13 protein-coding genes are annotated in these 20,513 nt (G+C 68.9%); 5 read left to right on the forward strand and 8 right to left on the reverse strand.

The annotated features are described in order from the left end of the window. Position 1: 1 nt before the first annotated feature. A complete protein-coding gene (locus IPN47_13195; protein MBK9408971.1) occupies positions 2 to 1,294 on the forward strand; it encodes a hypothetical protein in 1,293 nt (430 codons plus the stop codon). 62 nt (positions 1,295 to 1,356) lie between these two features. Here the strand turns inward: IPN47_13195 and IPN47_13200 are convergent, their stop codons facing one another. The 4 genes from IPN47_13200 to IPN47_13215 form a co-directional block, all read right to left on the reverse strand. Next, entirely contained in the window at positions 1,357 to 4,425 is a 3,069-nt protein-coding gene (locus IPN47_13200) for a DUF2791 family P-loop domain-containing protein (protein ID MBK9408972.1), read from the reverse strand. A 228-nt stretch (positions 4,426 to 4,653) separates the two neighbouring features. Beyond that, positions 4,654 to 6,024 (reverse strand): hypothetical protein, encoded by a 1,371-nt coding sequence (locus IPN47_13205; protein MBK9408973.1) that lies wholly within the window; start codon positions 6,022 to 6,024, stop codon positions 4,654 to 4,656. 22 nt (positions 6,025 to 6,046) lie between these two features. Continuing rightward, positions 6,047 to 9,061 carry a SusC/RagA family TonB-linked outer membrane protein gene (locus tag IPN47_13210; protein ID MBK9408974.1) on the reverse strand — a complete coding sequence of 1,005 codons (3,015 nt, stop codon included), beginning with the start codon at positions 9,059 to 9,061 and terminating at the stop codon, positions 6,047 to 6,049. Between the two features lie 421 nt (positions 9,062 to 9,482). After that, complete coding sequence (locus IPN47_13215) at positions 9,483 to 11,585, reverse strand: S9 family peptidase (protein ID MBK9408975.1); 2,103 nt, start codon at positions 11,583 to 11,585, stop codon at positions 9,483 to 9,485. A 191-nt stretch (positions 11,586 to 11,776) separates the two neighbouring features. On the opposite strand from IPN47_13215, the gene purE reads away from it, so the two are divergent. Genes purE through cysK form a run of 4 tightly spaced genes read left to right on the forward strand, consistent with a single transcriptional unit; the run spans position 11,777 to position 15,134 of the window. Beyond that, positions 11,777 to 12,271, forward strand: coding sequence for a 5-(carboxyamino)imidazole ribonucleotide mutase (gene purE, locus IPN47_13220; protein MBK9408976.1), 495 nt, complete (start codon positions 11,777 to 11,779; stop codon positions 12,269 to 12,271). Further along, positions 12,268 to 13,419: a 5-(carboxyamino)imidazole ribonucleotide synthase gene (gene purK / locus IPN47_13225; GenBank protein ID MBK9408977.1), complete on the forward strand. Its 1,152-nt coding sequence runs from the start codon at positions 12,268 to 12,270 to the stop codon at positions 13,417 to 13,419. The genes purE and purK overlap by 4 nt, the downstream gene beginning before the upstream one ends. A gap of 1 nt (position 13,420) precedes the next feature. Continuing rightward, positions 13,421 to 13,987 carry a superoxide dismutase family protein gene (locus IPN47_13230; GenBank protein ID MBK9408978.1) on the forward strand — a complete coding sequence of 189 codons (567 nt, stop codon included), beginning with the start codon at positions 13,421 to 13,423 and terminating at the stop codon, positions 13,985 to 13,987. 55 nt (positions 13,988 to 14,042) lie between these two features. After that, positions 14,043 to 15,134 (forward strand): cysteine synthase A, encoded by a 1,092-nt coding sequence (gene cysK, locus IPN47_13235; protein MBK9408979.1) that lies wholly within the window; start codon positions 14,043 to 14,045, stop codon positions 15,132 to 15,134. A gap of 84 nt (positions 15,135 to 15,218) precedes the next feature. Here cysK and uppS read toward each other — a convergent pair whose 3' ends face one another. From uppS to IPN47_13255, 4 genes are all read right to left on the reverse strand, one after another. Then, positions 15,219 to 15,896, reverse strand: a complete 678-nt coding sequence (gene uppS, locus IPN47_13240) for a di-trans,poly-cis-decaprenylcistransferase (GenBank protein ID MBK9408980.1) — start codon at positions 15,894 to 15,896, stop codon at positions 15,219 to 15,221. Between the two features lie 80 nt (positions 15,897 to 15,976). Continuing rightward, complete coding sequence (locus IPN47_13245; protein ID MBK9408981.1) at positions 15,977 to 16,297, reverse strand: transcriptional regulator; 321 nt, start codon at positions 16,295 to 16,297, stop codon at positions 15,977 to 15,979. Between the two features lie 79 nt (positions 16,298 to 16,376). Continuing rightward, the gene (locus tag IPN47_13250; GenBank protein MBK9408982.1) at positions 16,377 to 17,030 is read right to left on the reverse strand and encodes a hypothetical protein; all 654 of its coding nucleotides are present in this window, start codon (positions 17,028 to 17,030) and stop codon (positions 16,377 to 16,379) included. A 154-nt stretch (positions 17,031 to 17,184) separates the two neighbouring features. Continuing rightward, positions 17,185 to 20,235: a hypothetical protein gene (locus tag IPN47_13255; GenBank protein ID MBK9408983.1), complete on the reverse strand. Its 3,051-nt coding sequence runs from the start codon at positions 20,233 to 20,235 to the stop codon at positions 17,185 to 17,187. Between the last annotated feature and the right edge of the window lie 278 nt (positions 20,236 to 20,513).

The following is a 20,513-nucleotide window of genomic DNA, read 5'->3' on the forward strand; positions in this document are numbered from 1 at the left end:
CATGCAACAGTCTCGCAAGGTCCAGTCCGCCGTGCTCGCGCTCGCGATGCTCGCGTTCGCCGCCTGCTCCGACGATTCGTCGCCGTCGGCACCGGCGTTGTCGCCGGAGGCTGCGCGCGCGGAGGTGGAGTCCCAGGGAGAGGGAGCGGCCGCGCTACGGCGCTATGTCGCGATCGGGACGAGCGTCTCGATGGGATACCAGTCGGACGGCGTGAACGCCACGGGACAGGATCAGTCGTGGCCGGCGCAGTTGGCGCGCCTCGGCGGCACGACGCTGCGCCTGCCGTCGATCGCGGGGTTCGGATGCAAGGCGCCGATGGCCGCGCCACTCGCCAGCGGCGTCCGTATCTCGGGAGAAGCGATCACCCTGGGCGATTCCCTGCTCAACTGTGATCCGAACGTCGCGGGGATCGAGCTGCCGGCCGCCAACGTCGCGATTGCCGGGGCCACGACTTTCGATGCGCTCTACAGCACGCCACAGAACGTGACGAGCGTGCTGGGGGCCAAGGTGTATTCGCGTGTCCTCCCCTCCAACACGACGCAGCTGCGAGCGGCACTGGCGCAGAAGCCGAAGTTGATCTCGATCGAGCTCGGCGCCAACGAGGTGCTCGGCTCGCGCAGCGGCATCGCGATCCCCGGCGTCACCATCGTCCCCGTCAACACGTGGGCGCCGCTGTATACGGCCGTGGTCGACTCGGCGGTGCGGCAGACCAAGCGCGTCGTCCTCGTCGGGTTGATCAAGGACGCGGCGTCGTTCCCCTCCTTCCGCCGTGGCGACGAGATCTACGCCGACGCACCAACGCTCCTGGCCGCCTTCCACGTCGCCGTCTCCAGCGACTGCGCCGGCAGCCAGAACCTGATCTTCGTCCCGGTCCGCATTCCGACGGCGATCTCGATCGGCGCGTTCTATCGTTCGAAAGGGCTGCCGCCCTACAGCTTCTCCTGCGCCAACGTGAACAACGGCGCCCCTGACTACGTGCTCACCCCTGCCGAGGCGGCGGTGGTGAACAGCACGCTGGGCGAGATGAACGCCCGGATCCGCATCATGGCCTCACGTCGCGGCCTGGCCCACTTCGAACTGGAGGCGTTGTATGGCCTCCCCGGCCTCAAGCCGCCGTTCAGCAGCGTGCAGCTGATGACGTCGTCGCAGCCGTATGGCGCCTACTTCAGCCTCGATGGCATCCATCCGAACGCCGCGGGGCACGCCATCCTCGCCGACGCGGCGGCCAAGGCGCTCAACGCCCGCTTCGGGCTCGGCATCCCGACCGCATCGTCGGTGATCGCCAGTCGTTAGGCCCGATGGGTTCCCGGCCCCCCCGCCGCCGCCCGGCGCCGGGGGGGCCGATGTTGCCGCACCTACTCGTTTGCGTCGGAGAAGCCGGGGTGCGTCCGCAGCAGGTCGACGAGGGCCCCACGCGAGTCGACTCCGAGCTTCCCGAACATGTTGGAGAGATGGGTGCTGACGGTGCGCGCGGAGATGTCGAGCCGCACGGCGATCTCCTTGTTGGTGAGGCGGCGCGCGACCAGTCGCGCGATATCGAGCTCACGACCCGTGAGCGAGAACGCCCCCTCGCTCGCCCCTCGCGCCGGCAGTCGCATTCCCAACGCCCGCATCTCGCTGCGGGTCCCGCGCAGTTCGTGCTCGGCGCCGAGTCGGGCGAAGACGTCGTGGGCGCGGCGCAGTTCGTGCCGAGCGCCGTCGGCGTCACCATCGGCGAGCATCACCTGTGCGGCGTTGCGGCGCACGCGCGCGGCGTGGAAGGGGAACGGGATCGCCTCGAGTTCGTCGGCGGCGGCCAGCAGCGCCGGCACAGTCGCCGGATGCCGTTCCTCGAAGCGCAGCCGCAACGCCTCCGCCGTGTTGGCCCAGGCGAGGCCGAGCCGATGCCCCATCAGTTGCGACTGCTCGCGCAATCGCGCGCTCTCGCGGCGCACGAGGTCGAACTCCTGCAACCAGAGCCCCGCCTCGATGATGATGGGGAGCAGGCGGTGGATCGCCCAGACGACGTACCCGAAGGCGTCGGCGATGGCGAGGCCACGTTGCCCGAACTCCAGCGCGCGGCGCCACTCGCCCATCGCCAGCCAGTACGCGGCCATCCCGGTATGAGCGAGGATCGCGTTATGCACCTCGCCGGCGTCGGGCGACCGCCCCTCCCGCAGCGCCTGCTCCACCTCATGGGCGCGCGAGATCTGCCACGCTTCTTCCAGGAGTTCGTGGCCACGCGGGAACTCGTCCCGCGCGATGTGAATGAACGCTGTCCAGACGAGGAGACGCGGCAGGACCGTGTTGGGGGCGATGGCGCGCGCCATGGGAATCGCGCGGTCGGCGCGGGCGAGCGCCTCCGCCCACTCCCCGACTCCTGAGGCGAACTCGATCGCGATCTCCGCCGTTTGCACCTGCAAGAGCGGCGAGTACAGCTCGCGCGCAAGATGCTCCGCGTGGCGCTGGTGCATCGCGACGACGTCGGAGTTGCCACCGAGCCCCTCGAGCACGGCCAGCCCCCAATGCGCCCACCACATGAGTGCCCGGTCGCCGCTGGCGGTCGCATGCGCGAGGGCAGCGGCGCCGTGGCGCCTGGCGACGTCGGCAGGCCCCGTCCACCCGTAGAACTGCATCAGGGCGCGATGGACGAGGGCCTGCAGCGCGGCATCGCCGGTGCGTTCGGCCACCGGGACGACCTCCTCCACCGCCGCCTTGGCCTCGGCCACGCGCCCCTGCGCGTGGAGCAGCATCGCCTTGGCGACGCGGACAGGGACGGCGAGGTCGGCGCGCTGCATGGCGGTGGCCACCGCCTCGGCGCGGTCGAGGTACGTCAGCCCGTCGGCGGGGCGACCGGCGAAGGCGAGGGCGAGCCCAATGCGCCGCAGCAGGCGCGCACGCGCCAGGTCGTCTCCGGCCTCGACGGCGAGTGAGAGCGCGACTTCCCACACCGTCATGGCCCCGACATGATCACCGTTCCGCGCACGCGCGCGGGCGAGGTCCTCACACAAGGCGCGATAGGCGGCGGCGTCGCGCTCCGCGGGCACCACGCGATCGGCGATCGAGAGGGCGTCAGTGAGGAGGCGCAGCGCCTCGGCGTCGGCGTGCCGGTTCAGTGCCTCACGCCCTGCCGCCGCCACATACCGCAGCGTGCGGACGTCTCCCGCGAGCAGGTCTCCCTCCACGAGATGACGCGCGATCTCGCGGGCGTGCGCGATGGCGCCGGCCCCGAGCGTTCGTTCCATCTCGCGAGCCGTCGTCAGATGCAACGCGCGGCGCCGGGCCGCCGTGAGCCCGGCGGCGACCGTGAGCTGCACGAGCGGATGCACGAACTCGTACTGCGGGAGCCCCCCTTCCCCGATCTCCCGCAGGATGCGTCGGGCGCACAGGATGTCGATGGCGTCGGCGAACGGCTGCGCCTCGAGCCCGGCCACCGACTGCAGCAGGGGAAGCGAGGCGCGCGTCCCGATCACCGCGGCCACCTCGGCCACGCGGCGCGCCCCCGGCTCCACCTCGTGCATGCGCGCCTGCAGCGCCTCGCGAATCGTCGCCGGCAGCCCGACGTCGTCGAAGTCACCCACCACCCAGCGCTCGCCCTCGATGCGCACACGCCCCGATTCCACGAGGTGGCGCACGAGCTGGTCGACGAAGAGCGGATTGCCGCGCGAGCGCTCGTGCACGCGTTCGGCCAGGCGCGTCACCTCGTCGCCCGTGAGTGCAAAGAGACGGAAGAGCACGTCGGCGATATCGTGACGCGTCAGCGGCTCGAGATGCCGCACCACCGCCTCGCCGCGCGAGACCAGCGAGCGTTCGGTCGTCTTGAGGGCGGGCGGAAGTTCCTGCTCGTCATCCGCATACGTGACGATGAGGAGGAGCGCGGCCTGGCGCACGTGGCGCGCGAGGAAGTGCACCAGCTCCATCGACGACGCGTCGCTCCACTGCGCATTCTCGAGGATCAGGAGGACGGGCTGTCGATCGGCCAACCGTTGCAGGAACTGCGCGAAGTTCCAGAGCAGCCGCGCCTTGTGGTCGGCATCGTGCGGCGACAGCGGCTCGCTGGGCGCGCGTCCCAGCGACAGCCCGTGAAGGATCATCGCCAGCTCGCGCTCGGCACCGCGTGCGAGTACCGATAGCGTGGCGGGGGGCAGATCGCGCAAGGCGGGGACGAGGGCGTCCGACAGCATCCCGTACGGAATCCCTGTTTCCGCCGCGTAGGCACCCCCAGCGGCCACGAACATCTCGCGCCGGAGCGCTTCGCGTGCGAGCAACTGCACCAGGCGCGTCTTGCCGACGCCACTTTCCCCGGCGAGGAAGATCGTCTGCCCCTTTCCTTCGGCAGCAGCATCGAGCGCCATCCGCAGAACGCCGAGCTCGGCCCGGCGCCCCACGAGGGGGAGTTCGGTCTGCGCGGTCAGCGTCATCGTGGGATCGGCGCTCGATGCCATGGGCGCAATTCTGCGGACGCGCGCAATGCGCCGCTAGTGGCGCGCTCAGCGGCGCGGGACGTGGCGCGCGACGTGGCCCGTCAATCGTGCGGCCGTGCGCAATCGATCGGTGAAGTGAACCGTCTGCCGTCACCCCCGTCCTTCGTCCGCGTCCGATCCTCCTCAAACGCCACCGGCCCGCGAATGCCATGTTGGCATCCGCGGGCCGGGGCGTACTGCCGGGGGCCGTTAGGCGTTCCGGTCCAGGCACCCCTTGAACTTGGGGTTGTTCTGCTCGTCCTGGATGATCGGCAGGTTCACGTCCGGGCCAAAGACACCGCCCTTGTAGTGCGGCCCCGTCGGGAAGACGTTGTTCGCCGAGCGCCCGTACTGGCGGATGAGTCGACGCATGTCGCCCAACCGCTGGCCGCGGCTGAACGTCCACAGCGCCTTCTCACGGAAGTGCAGGTTGATGCGCGCCGCCGGCGTGCCCGGGTCGGTCAGCGCCGGCAACGCGGTCACGGCTACCGAGTGGATCGTCGGCGGCGTGGCACGCAGCGCGTTCAGGATGGCCAGCCACTGCGTGGGGTTGTTGTCACGCAGTGCCTTCTCGGCTTCGATGAAACGCGCGTCGATGCCGTTCACGATGTCCACGGCCGTGAGCTGCTGGAAGATGATGGTCGTGTTCATGAACGTCTGCCCGTCCTGGCCGGCCGTGGTGCGCTTGGTGACCGGGACGCGCGGATCGTTGAGCGTCGCAAACGGAATCGCGTTGGCTACCGGGATGTTGCGCTGGTTCCCCTGCAGCGAATCGCCCACCGTGTAGCGCAGCGACGACTGCCCCAACGACCAGAGCTGGTTGGTCTGCGTCGTGGTGGAGAACAACGACCGGTGCGCAAACGTGGTGGGAATGCCGGCGACCGTCGCGGCAGCGGCGTCGACCTGGTTGAGGCCCATCTGCGCACGCGCCTTGCCGACGCGTGCCGCGCGGGCAATCGCCACACTGATGGTGTCGGTGGCGCTTCCCACCGTCGTGATCGCCGAATCGAACTGGGCGACAGCGGAGTTGAAGACCTGCGTCACGGTGAGCGGATCACCGAAGACCGCCTTGTCCCCCGAACCATCGGACAGCGGGATGCCGTTGCAGAAATCCGACGCCAGCTGCAACTCCACGAAGCCCTTGGCGAAGTACATCTCACCGATGCTCGCAGTGGCCGTCGGCTCCCACTCTTTGAGGCCGGCGACGGCCTGCGTGGCCGAGGTGCGAACGCGATACAGGCGATACAGCATCCCGGAGACCTGGGAGTTGTTCTCCTGGATGCGGCGCTGGTCGGTTTCATCGTTCTGCACGAAGGTCGAGCTGGTTCCCCACTCGTCGGCGAGGAGTCCGCCGAAGAGCCAGGTGCTCTCACTGCCGGCGGTGGCGGCGGTGAGCCGCGAGACGGTGCCAATGGCCAGTCCGCGCGCGCCCTCGATCGACCCAACGTCGCCCGGGGGAATGAGGTCGGGATCGGTCGCCTCGAGCAGCGTATCGGTCACGCTGCTGCAGGCGGCAGTGGAGGCGAGCCCGAGGACCGCGAGGGTCCTCGCAAGGCGCCCGCCAAAGGAGATGCGATGCATCTGAAGTGTCCTCAGGTAGGCGTTAGCGGTTGATGTTGACACGGAGGATGTAGTAGCTGGGGAGGCCGAGACCCTGGAAGTCGCCGCCCGCCGCATCAGCGCCGGTGGTGACCTGATAGTCGTTCTCGGGGTCGACGCCGCGGTACTTGGTCCAGAGCGCCAGGTTGCGTCCCGTCAGGAGCACGCTCACCGCGCGGCTCTTGAACAGGCGCTGCGAGAGGTCGGGGCTCAGGTTGTACTGCACCGTCATCTCACGGAAGCGCGCAAAGGCGCCGTCCTGCAGGAAGCCGTCGAGCGAGGCCGACGGGTGGTTGCGCGTCGCGACCACCATGGCCTGCTCCTCGAACGAGGCATCCGGGTTCTGCATGCCGTTGCAGTTCTGGCGCGAGACGCAGCGAATGCGCTCCGTGTTGTTGTACCAGCGGTGTCCACCACGATAGTCGATCATCGTCTGGACGCGGAAGCGACGCGAGAACAGGTCGATCCCGTTGGTCCACGTCATGAGGTGGCGCGGCTGCCCGTACCCACTGAAGGAGAACGAGTCGGCGACGAACACTTCGTTGAGGTTCGGGTCGGCGTTGTAGGTCAGGATCTTGTCGCTGTTCTTGTCTTCCCACCCCGTGATCTTGCGCGACCACAGGCCAAAGATCGGGTAGCCTTCCACCGCACGCGTCGTGGTGCCGAGCTGCGGCGGCGTGCCGCCGAGCGAGACGAGTTCGTTGGAATTGGTGGAGGCATTGAGCGCCACGTCCCACGCGAAGTTCTTCTTGTCGACCACCTGTGCCGAGAAGAACGCTTCCCACCCCTGGTTGGCCACGGAGCCGATGTTGACGCGCTGAGTGGTCGGGCCACCGATCGACGGCGGCTGGATGGCCGAGATGATCGCGTCCTTCGTCGTCTTCGTGTAGTACGTGAGCTCGAAGGAGTAGCGGTTGTTCAGGAACTTCGCGTCAAAGCCCGTCTCGAACTCGGTCGACCGCTCTGGCTTGAGGTTCGGGTTGCCGATGGAGCTGTAGACGACGGCCGCCTGGTCAACACCGCGATAGTTCGCGGTGGTGGCGCCGTAGAAGCGCAACGCGTCGTTGGGGCCCGGTTGCACACCCGACGACCCGATGGCGGCGCGGAAGCGGAACTGGTTCAGGAAGTCCCACTTGGGGAAGAACGACTCGTCGGACATGATCCACGAGACCGATCCCTTGGGATAGTACACCGACTGGAAGTTCGTGCCGAAGGCCGAGTTCTGGTCGGTGCGCAGCGCCGCCGTCAGGAACAAGCGGTCATTGATCGCCGCCGCCTGTTCGACGAAGAGCCCCAGCGTCTTCTGGAACGTGGTCGCTTCCGACGCGGTCGGGACGGCGCCCGCGCCAGCCGTCTGCGCACCCGGCGCGAGCTGCGTCCCCAACGCGGAGCCGAACTCGAACAGGTAGTTCACGTACTGCACGCCGCCGGTAGTCTTGAGCGCCAGCCACGGACGCGGCGTGTACGACGCCGTGGAGCCGAGATCCACCGTGAAGTTCCGGATGTCGGCGCGCGTGTTCTGCTTGAAGCCGTTGCGATAGAGCGCCGTGATCGGCGGCCCCTCGCCGCGATAGAGCAGGTTGTCGTCGACGCGGTTGGTGTAGTCGTTGCCCACCGTCAGGCGATTCTGCAGCCAGTCGGTCGGGCGCCAGTTGGCATTGAACGAGCCGAGGAAGCGGTTCACGCGCTGTCCTGTCTTTTCCTGCCAGGTGTAGCCCGGCGTCCAGGCGCGATACCCATAGAGCGGCGTCGCCAGAATACCGGTGCCCACGAGGCGGTTAGGCGCGCAAATCTTGCACCCCGGGCCGCCGAAGGCCTGCGACCCGAGACCAGCGGTGGCGTTGGACTCCAGCGAATAGCGCTGCGCCAGATTAATGAAGCCGGTCGACGCCGACAGGTCGAGCTTGGGGCTCACCGCCGCGTTGATGTTCGCGCGCACGCTGTTCTTCCCCAGCACGTTCGGGCGCTCCGTCCAGTCCCGAATCGGAATGTTGAGCGTGTCCAAGCGACGACGTTCGAACGCCGGGAGCTCCAGCATCCCGGTTTCGTCTTCGCGCTCGCCCGAGACGAAGTAACGCACCAGGTCGTTGCCGCCCGACAGCTGCAGCCCGTACTGGTTGCGGTAGCCCGTTCCCAGCGGCGTAACGTCCGGATCCTCGAACAGGTTGTACTTCGCCACCGAGTCAATCGTGCAGAAGCCCGACGACACCAACGGAAGGTTGCACCCGTTGATGGCCAGCTTGGACCCGTTGGACACGCGCGTGCCGAAGATCGTGTAGTTGGTGGGATAGGTGTTGTTGTCCTTGATCATCCCGCCTTCGCCGTAGATCGTCCAACGCGCCGTCCCCGCCCGCCCACGCTTGGTGGTGATGAGGACTACGCCGTTGGCGGCGTCGGTGCCGTACAGCGTCGCCGCCGACGGCCCCTTCACGATCTCCATGCTCTCGATCTCTTCCGGATTGAGGTCGCCGACACGGCTCGGCTGCGCCCCACCGGTGAAGAGGTTCGACGACCCGATGTTGTTCGACATGCGAACGCCATCGATGATGAAGATCGGGTCGTTGGAGAGCGACAGCGAGTTCTGGCCGCGGATGCGGATACGCGCGCCCGAACCGGTCTGCGTCCCCGACGTGACCGTCACGCCCGCGGTACGCGAGTTGAGCATGTCGTTGACGTTCTGCACCGCCCCCGACTCGGCGATCTTGGCCGCGTCGATCGAGGCCACCGCGTTCCCGAGCTCGACGCGACGCTGGTCGCCCGTCGCCGTCGTCACGACCGGCGCGAGCGTCAGCGCGACTTCGGTCAGCGCGAACTCCAGGCTCGCCGCCTGGCCCGCCGCCACGGTCACCGGCTTCTTCTGCTCCGAGTAGCCGACGCGCAGCACGCGCACCGTCACGTTGCCCGGCGTCACCGCACGGAAGGTGAAACGACCGTCCGCATTCGTGAGGCCGCCAAGCGTCGTCCCGACGATCACGACTTGCGCCTGATCGAGGGGGCGACCGCCCGCGGCCTCTGTCACACGAACACTGATTGTCCCCTGCGAGGTCTGTGCGCCGAGTGCACTGGCCCCGATGGCCAAGAGCGCTCCGACAGACCGCAGGGCTCGTCCGAACGAGACAATACTCATTCTACGAACTCCAAGGTGTGGGGAATGGAGGGGTACCGCGACACGCCCGCGCCCGCGTTTCGGCGGACGACACGGAGGAGACCTTCCCGCGGGGGGGTGTACGGGGGTCGGACTCCGAAAAGCGTTTCAACGGACCCGCTAGGTTACAGGATGAAAAAGCGTGAGTCAACGACGGATGACGTGGGCGAGCCGTGCGCTGGGCGTGATGGAAGCGCTTTCATTGGTCCCCAGTCCACGTCCGACCGCGCGCGGGGGCCCCTCGTCCCGTATGCGGACGCAAGAGGGGCGACACGCCAGCGCGCGACGCTCCCGTTCAGCGCAGGCGGCGCTCCAGGAACTCGGTCGTGGCGCGAGCCACCGCCAACCACGACTGGTGCCGCAGGAAGCTGTGCACCTCATCGGGGAAGACCAGCTGCTCCACCTCCACGTTCCGCTGCCGGAGCCGCTCGACCAGGGTGATCGTCTCGGCGAACGAGACATTGCGATCGTCGTCGCCATGGATGACCAGCACCGGGGCCTTCCAGCGGTCGAGCGAGGCGAGCGGCGATGACTCGAGCGCCAGCCGCGAACGCTCGGGGTCGAGGAGCGTGTTGTAGTCGGGGATGAAGGTGCGGATGCCCACGTTCCAGTCGTGCACGCCGTGAATGTCCACGCCGGTAGCGAACAGCTCCGGCGCGCGCGCGAGCCCCATCGCGGTGAGGTAGCCGCCGTAGGAGCCTCCCCAGAGCGCGACCTTTGATGGGTCGACGTCGGGGCGCGACCGCATGAAGAGCCCGGCCCCGACCACGTCGTTGAACTCGCTCGCCCCCTCGGCGCCGTACCGATCGGCCTCACGGAACTTCATCCCGTAGCCGATCCCGCTGCGATAGTTCACCGACAGCACCACGAAGCCGCGGCTCGCCATGTACTGGTTGAGCGAGTACGCGTGATGGTAGTACTCCATGTAGTTGTAGCCCAGGAGCATCTGCCGGCGCGACCCGCCGTGGAAGAAGATCGCCGCGGGTCGCTTGTCCCCCGGCTTGGCCCCCGGCGGGAGGAAGAGCTGCGCGGGGATCGGCATGCCGTCGGCCGCCGTGATGGTGACGGCCTGCGGCGTCACGAGGCGCGCCGAGGGGAAGTCGGCCAGCAGCGCCGGTGCGAGCGGGGTGGCCACGCCGGCGTTCGTTAGGCGCGCCGCGTGCGCCGGCGTGCGCGCGTCGGATCGCAGCACGGCGAGCGATCCGTCGCTCAGCTCCACCTGGCCCCACTCGATCCCTTCACCGCGCGTCACCTGCACCGGCGCCCCACCGCGCACCGGCACGCGCCAGACGTGCCGTCGATCGATGTCGCCGATGTTCGTGTTGTAGAGCACTTCGCGACGATCACGACTGAGGGAGACATACTCCACCTCGCCTTCACCTGGCGTGAGAAGCGTCGCGCGACCGCCGGCCACCGGGACGCTGTACAGGTGGTTCCACCCATCCTTCTCCCACGGGAAGACGAGGATGTCGCCGTCGCCCCAGAGCAGCTGGTCCGCTCCAACGATCCCGTGCGGGACGCTTCCATCGCCCGCGTCGGCGGTCCACACGGTGCGCGCCGTACCGGTGGCCACGTCGCCGACGAGGATCGACCACGGGCGCGCCGTGCGCTGCGCCCTGAACATGTACAGCTCGCTCGATGCCGGCTCGCGGACGAAGGCCACCCGCCGGCCATCGGGCGACCAAACCGGCGCCCCGTCGGTGTCGACACTCGGCGCGAGGAAGCGCACCGCGCGTGTGGCGACCTCGAAGATGCCGATGAACGCGTGATCGCCGCGGCTGCTCACGAAGGCAAGCTTCGACCCATCGGGCGACCACCGCAGGTTGCCGATGCCACCACGGATGTTCAGCCATTCGGCGAAGTCGGCCTTGTCGTTCGAGAGCGACCGCGCCCACAGCTTGCCGCGATTGATGACGAGCGTCGCCCCGTCTGGCGCGATGCTCGGTGCAAAGCCGCCGCCCAGTCGCACCGGCGCCCCGCCGCCGAGCGCCACGCGATGGAGGGCGCTCTCCGCCCCCGTCGGGTTCTGCGCCGGATTCGGGCTCTCCCCCGCGCGATTGCGCGCCCCGCCACGCACGAAGACGAGCGACGCGCCGTCGGGCTCCCAGGTGAGCGCCAAGATCTCCTGCCCGTCGTCGGCCGTGTAGTTCGTTAGGCGCCGTCCCGCATAGGCGGGCGGTGTCGCCACCCAGATGTTGCGCGCCCCACGCTCGTTGAGCACCCAGGCCACCGCCCCACCGCGCGGCGCAGCGGTGAGTTCGGTCGGGAACGGGGCACCCAGGAGTTGCTCGAGGGTCGGCCCGGTCACTCCCTGGCCCGGGAGTCGGGACGTCGTGGACGCAATCAGGGTCAGCGCCGCGGCCAGCGCGGGAATCGCTCGACAAAGCTGGGAGGGCATGAGATCGGGGAAAGGGAGGCGAGAATATGTCCCCGGAATCCGGCCGCGGCGATGCCGCGCATCGTGACACCGCCGACGCTTCGCTCCCCGCGCCCCTTCGCGGGCCAGAGCACGCGCCGCATATTTCGCCCGAGGTCTCGCCTGACGGCCTGCACCGCCGGCGCCCCCCCCGCCACCGCCTCCCCAACGCCATGCCATCGTCCGCCGCCCCCCTCGTCGGGGTCGTCATGGGTTCCAAGTCCGACTTCGAGCACATGCAGCACTGCTGCGCCATGCTCGACGAGTTGCAGGTGCCGTACGAGGCGCGCGTCGTCTCGGCGCACCGTACCCCGGACTGGATGTTCGAGTACGCCGCCTCCGCGGAGTCGCGCGGACTGCTGGTGATCATTGCGGCGGCCGGTGGTGCCGCGCACCTCCCCGGCATGATCGCCGCCAAGTCGCTCGTCCCGGTGCTCGGCGTACCGATCCCCGCCACGTTGCTCAACGGACAGGACGCCCTGCTCTCCATCGTGCAGATGCCGGCCGGCGTCCCGGTGGGGACGCTGGCGATCGGCAAGCCGGGGGCGATCAACGCGGCGATCCTCGCCAGCGAGATCGTGGCGGTGCGGCACCCCGAGGTGCGCAATCGGCTGCGCCACTGGCGCGACGCGCGCCGTGACGACGTCCTGACGCAGGTCCTCCCGTGAGCGTGATCCTCCCCGGCGCGACGATCGGCATCCTGGGCGGCGGCCAACTGGGCCGCATGACGGGCATGGCGGCCCGTTCGTTAGGCTACGACGTCCAGGTCCTCGACCCCGATCCCGATTGCCCGGCCCGTGCCATCGCGTCGCGCACCATCACCGCACGCTTCGATGATGCCGATGCCGCGGCCGAGCTGGCGCGCGACTGCGACGTCGTCACGCTCGAAATCGAGCAGATCGCCCGTCCAGCACTCGAGGCGGTGACGACGCTCGCCCCGCTGCGGCCGCGTGCCGAGGCAGTCTTCACGGTGCAGGACCGCATCCGCCAGCGCTCCTGGCTCGACAAGCACGGCTTCCCCGTGGGGCCGTATCGCGCGGTGGGAACCGCCGACGAGTGTGCGGCGGCCGTGACGGCTCTCGGGCCTTCCATCTGCAAGGCCCCGATGGGGGGATACGACGGACGCGGACAACGCCGCGTCCGCACCGCCGAGGAAGGGACCGAGGCGTGGAAGGCGTTAGGCAGCGGGCGGGTGATCGTCGAACAGTTCCTCGACCTCGACATCGAGCTCTCGGTGCTGGTCGCCCGGCGCGAGGACGGAGTGTGCGCGGTGTATCCACCCTCGGTGAACCACCACGTGCACGGGGTGCTCGATTGGGCCATCACCCCCGGCGCCCTGCAGGCGCCGCTGCTGCAGCACGCGCAACAGGTGGCGCGCGCCATCGCCGAGAGCATGGGGATCGTCGGGCTGCTGGCGGTGGAGCTGTTCCTCACGAAGGATGGTCGCCTGCTCGTCAACGAACTCGCTCCGCGCCCGCACAACACGTATCACCACTCCGAGCGCGGCCACTCCACCTCGCAGTTCGAGCAGCTGGTGCGCGCCGTGTGCGGGCTCCCGTTAGGCTCGGTGGACGCGGTTGCTCCGGCCGCCATCGCCAACCTCCTGGGCGACCTCTGGGTCGAGGGCGACCAGCCGCACTTCGTCGAGGCGCTCGCCGTCCCCGACGTGCGATTGCACCTGTACGGCAAGGCATCCGCCCGCCCCGGCCGCAAGATGGGCCACCTCTCCGCCATCGCCGCCACCGCCGAGGAAGCGCTGGCGCGCGTCCTCGAGGCGCGGCGACGCATGGCCACCCGCTCCGCGATCGAGGTCTGACATGTTCCGCGTCGCTCGCTCGACACGCGACCGTCTCGCGCTCCGCCTGACGAGTCGCGTGCTCGCCACCCTTGCGCTGGGCGCCTGCGCGCACGGCCGGGGCGCAGTGGCCCCGCCGGCGCTGGCCGTCGCGACGCTGCGAAGCAGCACCGGCACCACCATCGGAACCGCCACGTTGCGTCAGGTCGACGGCGCCATCCAGGTCGACCTCGATGTGCGCGGCATCGCCGACGGAGCGCACGGCGTGCACTTCCACACCGTCGGGCGCTGCGACGCCCCCGACTTCGCCACGGCGGGCGGCCACCTCAATCCCAAGGGGACCAAGCACGGCGCGAAGAACCCGGCGGGGCCGCACGCCGGCGACCTCCCCAACCTGATCATCTCCGGCGGACGGAGCAGCGGATGGACCGCGAAGACGCTCCGCATCGCGGCCGACGCCTCACCGGGCGGGCTCTTCGACGCCGACGGGACGGCCATCGTGGTGCATGCGATGCCGGACGACGAGATGACCGACCCGAGCGGTAGCAGCGGCGCGCGGATCGCCTGCGGGGTCATCGAGAAGCGCTAGCTCGAGAACCACTCACTGGATCGCGGCACCGTCCACCGGTAAGGGAGCCCTCACCATGACGTCGCACGCCTCGCGCACCACCGATGGCCGCGGTCGACTGTTCGACAGCGTCGTCGACACGATCGGCAACACCCCGTGCATTCGCCTCAACCGCATCGCCCCGTCGCACGTGCGGATGTATGTGAAAGCGGAGTTCTTCAATCCAGCCGCGTCGGTCAAGGATCGCCTCGCCATCAGCATCATCGAGGAAGCGGAGCGCCGGGGCGACCTCAAGTCGGGACAGACGGTGGTGGAGGCGACGAGCGGGAACACCGGCATCGGTCTGGCGATGGTCTGCGCCGCAAAGGGGTATCCGCTGGTCGTGACGATGGCGGACTCGTTCTCCATCGAGCGGCGCAACCTCATGCGATTCCTCGGCGCCAAGGTCGTCCTCACGCCGCGCGCCGCGAAGGGGCTCGGGATGTACCAGAAGGCGAAGGAGCTCGCGGACGCCAACGGGTGGTTCCTCGCGCGTCAGTTCGAGACCGCCGACAACGCGTTGATCCATGAGAATACGACCGGACGCGAAATCATCGCCGATTTCGGGGGCGATCGACTCGACTACTTCGTGAGTGGATACGGAACTGGGGGAACGGTCACCGGCATCGCGCGTGTCCTGCGCAAGGAACGGCCGGAGACGAAGATCATCCTGAGCGAACCCTCCATCGCACCGCTCGTGGCCTCAGGCATCGCGCAGGTGCGCGGCGCCGACCACTCACCGGCGGCAAGCCATTCGGCCTTCACCCCGCATCCCATCCAGGGGTGGACGCCGGACTTCATTCCGTATGTGCTGCAGGAGTCGATCGACCAGCATTTCTACGACGAGCTGATCCCCGTCGCCGGCCCCGACGCCATCGCCTGGTCGCGCAAGCTGGCGGCGCAGGAGGGGATCTTCACCGGGATCTCGGGCGGCGGGTCGCTCGCCGTCGCCATCCAGGTGGCCGAGCGCGCGGCCGAAGGATCGGTGATCTGCTGCATGCTCCCCGACACGGGTGAGCGCTATCTCTCGACGCCGCTGTTCGAGGGGGTCGCCACCGACATGACCGACGACGAAGTCGCCCTGTCGCGCTCGACCCCCGGCTTCCAGATGGACCCGCCGCCCGCCTAACGGGCGGTCGCGGAACGACACCGGGGGGCCGGCATCGAGTGCCGGCCCCCCGGGTTCGTCCCCTCGTGGTGCGGTCGTGCTCCCCTAGATCGCCTTCGACAGCCCCCCAAACCGGCGGTCGCGGGCGCGGAAGTCGTTCACCGCCTCATCGAAGTCGGCGTTGGAGAAGTCGGGCCACATGCGGCGCGAGAAGACCATCTCGGCGTAGGCGCATTCCCACAGCAGGAAGTCGCTCAGGCGCTGCTCGCCCCCCGTGCGCACCATGAGGTCGACATCGGGGACGTCGCCCGGGCAGTGGTTCACCATCGAGATCGCGCGGCTGAAATCCTCGCGTGACAGCGCCGCCCCCTGCGGGACCATCGTGGCCGCGCGCACGAGCGTGTCGCGCGACGAGTAGTCCACCGCCAGCCGCAACACCATGCCATCGCAATCCGCCGTCTCGCGCTCGGAGGCCTCGATGGCCCGCCGCAGCTCGGGGGAGAGGCGATCGCGGCGCCCGATGACGCTCAGGCGAATGTCGTTATCCAGCAGGCGCGGTGTTTCCGAGGCCAGGTTGCGCCGGAAGAGCTTCATGAGCGCGTGCACTTCGTCCTGCGGACGATTCCAGTTGTCCGAGGAAAAGGCATAGAGCGTGAGGTAACCCACGCCGGAGCGCCGGGCATGCTCGACGATGCGCCGCACCGTCTTGGCCCCTTCGATGTGCCCCATCGTGCGGCGCTTGCCGCGCTGCTGCGCCCAGCGCCCGTTGCCATCCATGATCATGGCGACGTGCCGAGGCCCGAATGCCGAGACCGAGACGACTTCGCGTCGCCCGTCTCCCGTCTCCCGTCTGAGTGTTGTCGTCACCGCTCGCGAGTGGCTTTGATAATCGCTTCCATGTGCCCGAGATACCGTTCCAGCGCCTGCCGCCCGAGCGGGGACAGCGCATAGTCGGTCTTGGGTAGGCGTCCTTCAAACGACTTGGTACAGAGGATGTAGCCGGCTTCCTCGAGCTTGCGGGCATGGACGCTGAGGTTCCCGTCGGTGGTCCCCATCAGCGACTTGAGCGCGTTGAAGCTCAGCGAATCGTTCACGGCGAGTGCAGAAACGATGCCGAGACGAATGCGCTCGTGGATCAGACGATCGAGGGCGGCCGGGGTCGCATCAGTCGCGTGACCGTCCACCGAGGAGAGCCCGCCCGCTCCCGGCCCGTGGGCCCCGACGTCCCCCGCGGGAGGACGGGTCGAGGCGGCTGTGTTTCGCTTAGCCACCGTACCTCCGTGAGATCAGATAGCCGAACAGCACGTGCAGCCCGCCGAAACCGGCGGCCATGATCGAATTCAGCAGGACACCGCGCAGCTCCGGCGGCCATCCGGCAAAGACCAGCGGGACCGCCAGGGCGATCGCCCCGAAGCCCATGAAGAGCGCCCCCATCACCGGGACGATCGGGACCGACATCGCCCCGCCGGCCATGACCGCGGCGCCGTACATCATGAGCCACATCCCCGGGAGCGCCGGATACCACCCGGCCCGGATCGCCACGGCGGTCAGCACCGCTCCCGCGACCAGCGACGGGAAGAAGGCCAGCGCCAGCTTGCGGGCCAGCGCCGTGGTGAACGTCGCCTTCGACGCGCGCGTCTTGCGCACGGTGTGGTAAACCGACGCCGAAAAGGCGATCGGCGCCGCCGCCATCCAGGTGAGGAGCCAGCGCGGCGACTCGAGATGCGTCCCCGCCACAAGGGTGGCGATGAGCGCCACGATGCCGGTCAGGGTGATCCCGGCCCCGGAGACGGCCGTGAAGGTCCCCGCCGCTTCCATCGTCTGCCGAATGAAGCGAAGGTTGTCCAGCGCCCGGTCCGACAGCGCCGGCGGCGGCGCGGGGGGCTCGAGCTTGAGTGGGCGGTCGTGTCGCGTCATGGGGGGAGAATGTCGCCGTGCCCGTACTGTCGTCAAGTGCTTTGCAGTGTAAAGACGATGTGACACACGACCTGTCACAACACGGCGGCGCCCCTCGCCGTGAGGAGCGCCGCCGAGCCCGGAACGCGGTTACGCCCGGGAGGACCCTACCGCGTCACCACCCGCCGGAGCCCCCGTCGGGCGCGTCGTCGTCATCGTCGCTGACCGCCGGGGTCCCCAGCACCTTCCGCAACTCGGCGATCCGCTCGTCGAGCTCCTTCCGCAACACCCCGTACCGCGTGATGGCGTCGCGGCCGATCTTCTGGTCGGCCTGCATCGTCATGCTGTAGAGGTACTGGATGTGTGCCTGCAACTCCGGCTTGGAGTAACGCACCGACGGCATGATGACCTTGGCCCGCAGCGCTTCCAGCGCCTTCAGCGTGTCGGCCGCACTGGCCGCCGAGGCCAGGCGACGGCGCCCGTCCTCGATCTGCGCGGCGACCTGGTTCACCTCGGTCACCATGTCGCGCACCTTGACGTTGTGCTGGAACTGCTCGCGCAGGTCGGCGAGCGTCACCCCGTCACGTGCAATGCGCGGGTCCATGCGCAGCTCGAGCGGCCGGGTCGCCGACCAGCTCCCGCTCGTCAGGCGCACGCTGTACCGTCCGGGGACCACGCGCGGCCCGTTGCGCCCGCTGCGGGCGGGGTTGGCGTCCCACGGCCCGGCGACGGTGAAGTCCCAATAGAAGCGGTTCACCCCCGCCGCGGCCGGGAGGCGTGGCGCCCCCGAGCGCTCGCTCACCATCTGCCGCATCGACGGCTGCACCGTCTCGCGCTCCCCTTCCCCGGCACTGGTGAAGGCACGTAGCACCTTTCCAGTGGCATCGAGGATCTCGAGCGTCACCGGCGCCGACGGCGCGCGACCGAGCCAGTAGTCGATCTGCGCCCCGGCCGGCGGGTACTGCGGATCGGCCGGGTCGGAGCGCGACGACTCGACGCCGCCGAACGAGCCGGCGTAGCGCTGCAGGATCGCCGGACGCGGCGCGAGCAACTCGGCGTCCGCCTTCACCACCTGGTCGGACAGCTGGTGCAGCGACGACAGGTTGTTGAGGATCCAGAACGAGCGCCCCTGCGTCGAGAGCAGGAGGTCGCCGTGCTGCACGCGCATGTCGGTGATGGGCACCACCGGCAGGTTGCGCTGGAACGACTGCCACTGCCTGCCGTTGTCGAACGAGATGTACATGCCGAACTCGGTGCCGGCGTAGAGCAGTCCCTCACGCGCCGGGTCCTCGCGCACCACGCGCGTGGGGGTGTTGGCCGGGATGCCGTTGGTCCCCGGCGTCAGCAGCGTCCACGTCGCCCCATAGTCATCCGTCCGATACAGGAACGGGCGGAAGTCGCCTAACAAGTAGCAGTGTACGGCGTAGTACGCCGAACCGCGACGGTGCGGCGACGGCTCGATCTGCTGGGTGCGGCAACCGTCCGGCGGCCCCTTGAAGCCGTTGCGCGTGAAGTCGTCCGAGGTGGCGACCAGCCCACGCGGCGTGATGTCCTTCCACGTCTTGCCGTTGTCGCGCGTGATGTAGAACGGACCGTCGTTGGCGCCGGTCCAGATCACCCCGGGCTCGAGGACCGACTCGCGAATCGCGTAGATGACCGAGAAGTACTCCTCCCCCGTCACGTCGATCGTGATGGGCCCGCCGCTCGGCGCCTGCTGCCGCTCCGTAGGGTTGAGCGTGAGATCGGGCGAGATCGTCTGCCAGGTCACCCCTCCGTCGCGCGTGCGGTGCACGTACTGCGACCCGTAGTACACCGTGTTGGGCTCGTTGGGCGAGACCTCCATCGGCGAGACGCGCTGGAAGCGCAGGATCATGTCCTTGCCCGGGTTGCCATAGAGCGACTGCCCGCCGTTCCAGTACGGCTGCTCCTGCCCGGTGCGCATGCTCATGCGCGAGAACTGTCCCTTGCAGGCGCCGTAGACCGTATCGGGGTTGGTGCGATGCGGCATGATCGGGCCGGTCTCGCACCCGGGGCCCTGCATCCACTCCTGCATCGGCGAGTCCGGGCGCCCCGACGTGAGCGGGAGCGACGGGACGATGAGCGTGGAGTTGTCCTGCTGTGCGCCGTACAGGCGATAGGGGAACTGGTTGTCGGCGATGACCTGGTAGATCTCCGCCGTCGGCTGGTTGTACAGCGTCGACCAGGTCCGCCCGCCATTGAGCGTGACCGTGGCGCCGCCGTCGTTCGACTGCACCATCAGCTCCGGATTGTTTGGGTTGATCCAGAGGTCATGGTTGTCGCCGTGCGGGATGTTCTGCGGGCGGAACGTCTTCCCGCCATCGGTCGACTTGTAGAACCCCTCGCTCATCGTCCAGAGCACGTTGGGATCCTTGGGGTGCACCACCACGCCGGTGTAGTAGAACGGGCGGGTGAGCATCGGCCCGAAGCTGCTCACCAGCGTCCAGTTCTCCCCAGCGTCGTCAGAGCGGTACAGGCCGCTCCCGGGCTTGGCTTCGATGATGGCCCACACCGCGTTCGGCGTGGCGGGGGAGACGGCGAGGTTGCTCTTGCCGAAAAGATCACCCGGCAGCCCGTTCGTCAGCTTCTTCCAGGTGCTGCCGCCGTCGACCGACTTGTAGATCCCGCCTTCGCGCGCGCCGGAGATGATCGTCCACGGCTTGCGCTCGGCGCGCCACATCGAGGCGTACACCACGTTCGGATTGCCCGGCTGGAACTCGACGTCGACCGCGCCGGTGGAGTCGGAGACGAAGAGGACGTTCGTCCACGTCTTGCCGCCGTCGGTGGTGCGATAGACGCCGCGTTCGCGGTTGGGGCGGAACGGATTCCCGATCGCGGCGACGAAGGCGACGTCCGGGTTGTTCGGGTGGATCTCCACCCCGCCGATGTTTCCGACCTTGTCGAGCCCGACGTGCGCCCACGTGGCGCCGGCATCGCTCGACTTGTAGACGCCGATCCCGATGGCGACGTTCGAGCGATAGCCATCGGAGCCGGTGCCGGCGTAGATGACCTTGGGGTCGGAGTCGGCGACGTCGATGTCGCCCATCGACCCGACCTTGAAGTACTTGTCGCTGATGTTCTGCCACGTCTGCCCGGCATCGGTGGTGCGCCAGACGCCGCCACCGGTGGAGCCCATGTAGAACGTGTGCGGCTCCTGCGGCACACCGGTCACCGTGGTGACGCGGCCACCACGCGCGGGGCCGATCATGCGGTACTGCAGGTTGGCGAGGTGCGACGCGCTCACCTCGGTGAGCGGTGCCGCGGGAGCGCGGCGCGCGAGGGCCGGTCGGGCGGCGGCCGTCGCCTGCGCCCCGAGCTGCGGGGCGAGGAGGACGGCCGCGAGGAGCGTGGCCCCCGCCGCGCCACGGTGCGCGGAGATCGGACTGCGTTGGTGCATGCTGCGCCTCGGGGTGGGGAGGAGTGTGCTTCTACAACGTGCGGGCGACGCCTCGCGTTGGCGGCGCCCGTCCGCGCGGGAATCTGCCT

It is taken from the genome of Gemmatimonadota bacterium, from assembly GCA_016719105.1.
Lineage (GTDB): Bacteria > Gemmatimonadota > Gemmatimonadetes > Gemmatimonadales > Gemmatimonadaceae > SCN-70-22.

Bases quoted from the DNA above. Each gene is read 5' to 3' on its own strand.
- IPN47_13195 (MBK9408971.1), top strand. From the start codon at position 2: ATGCAACAGTCTCGCAAGGTCCAGTCCGCCGTGCTCGCGCTCGCGATG.
- IPN47_13200 (MBK9408972.1), bottom strand. From the start codon at position 4,425: ATGGCATCGAGCGCCGATCCCACGATGACGCTGACCGCGCAGACCGAA.
- IPN47_13205 (MBK9408973.1), bottom strand. From the start codon at position 6,024: ATGCATCGCATCTCCTTTGGCGGGCGCCTTGCGAGGACCCTCGCGGTC.
- IPN47_13215 (MBK9408975.1), bottom strand. From the start codon at position 11,585: ATGCCCTCCCAGCTTTGTCGAGCGATTCCCGCGCTGGCCGCGGCGCTG.
- purE (MBK9408976.1), top strand. From the start codon at position 11,777: ATGCCATCGTCCGCCGCCCCCCTCGTCGGGGTCGTCATGGGTTCCAAG.
- IPN47_13230 (MBK9408978.1), top strand. From the start codon at position 13,421: ATGTTCCGCGTCGCTCGCTCGACACGCGACCGTCTCGCGCTCCGCCTG.
- cysK (MBK9408979.1), top strand. From the start codon at position 14,043: ATGACGTCGCACGCCTCGCGCACCACCGATGGCCGCGGTCGACTGTTC.
- uppS (MBK9408980.1), bottom strand. From the start codon at position 15,896: ATGATCATGGATGGCAACGGGCGCTGGGCGCAGCAGCGCGGCAAGCGC.
- IPN47_13250 (MBK9408982.1), bottom strand. From the start codon at position 17,030: ATGACGCGACACGACCGCCCACTCAAGCTCGAGCCCCCCGCGCCGCCG.
- IPN47_13255 (MBK9408983.1), bottom strand. From the start codon at position 20,235: ATGATCGGCCCCGCGCGTGGTGGCCGCGTCACCACGGTGACCGGTGTG.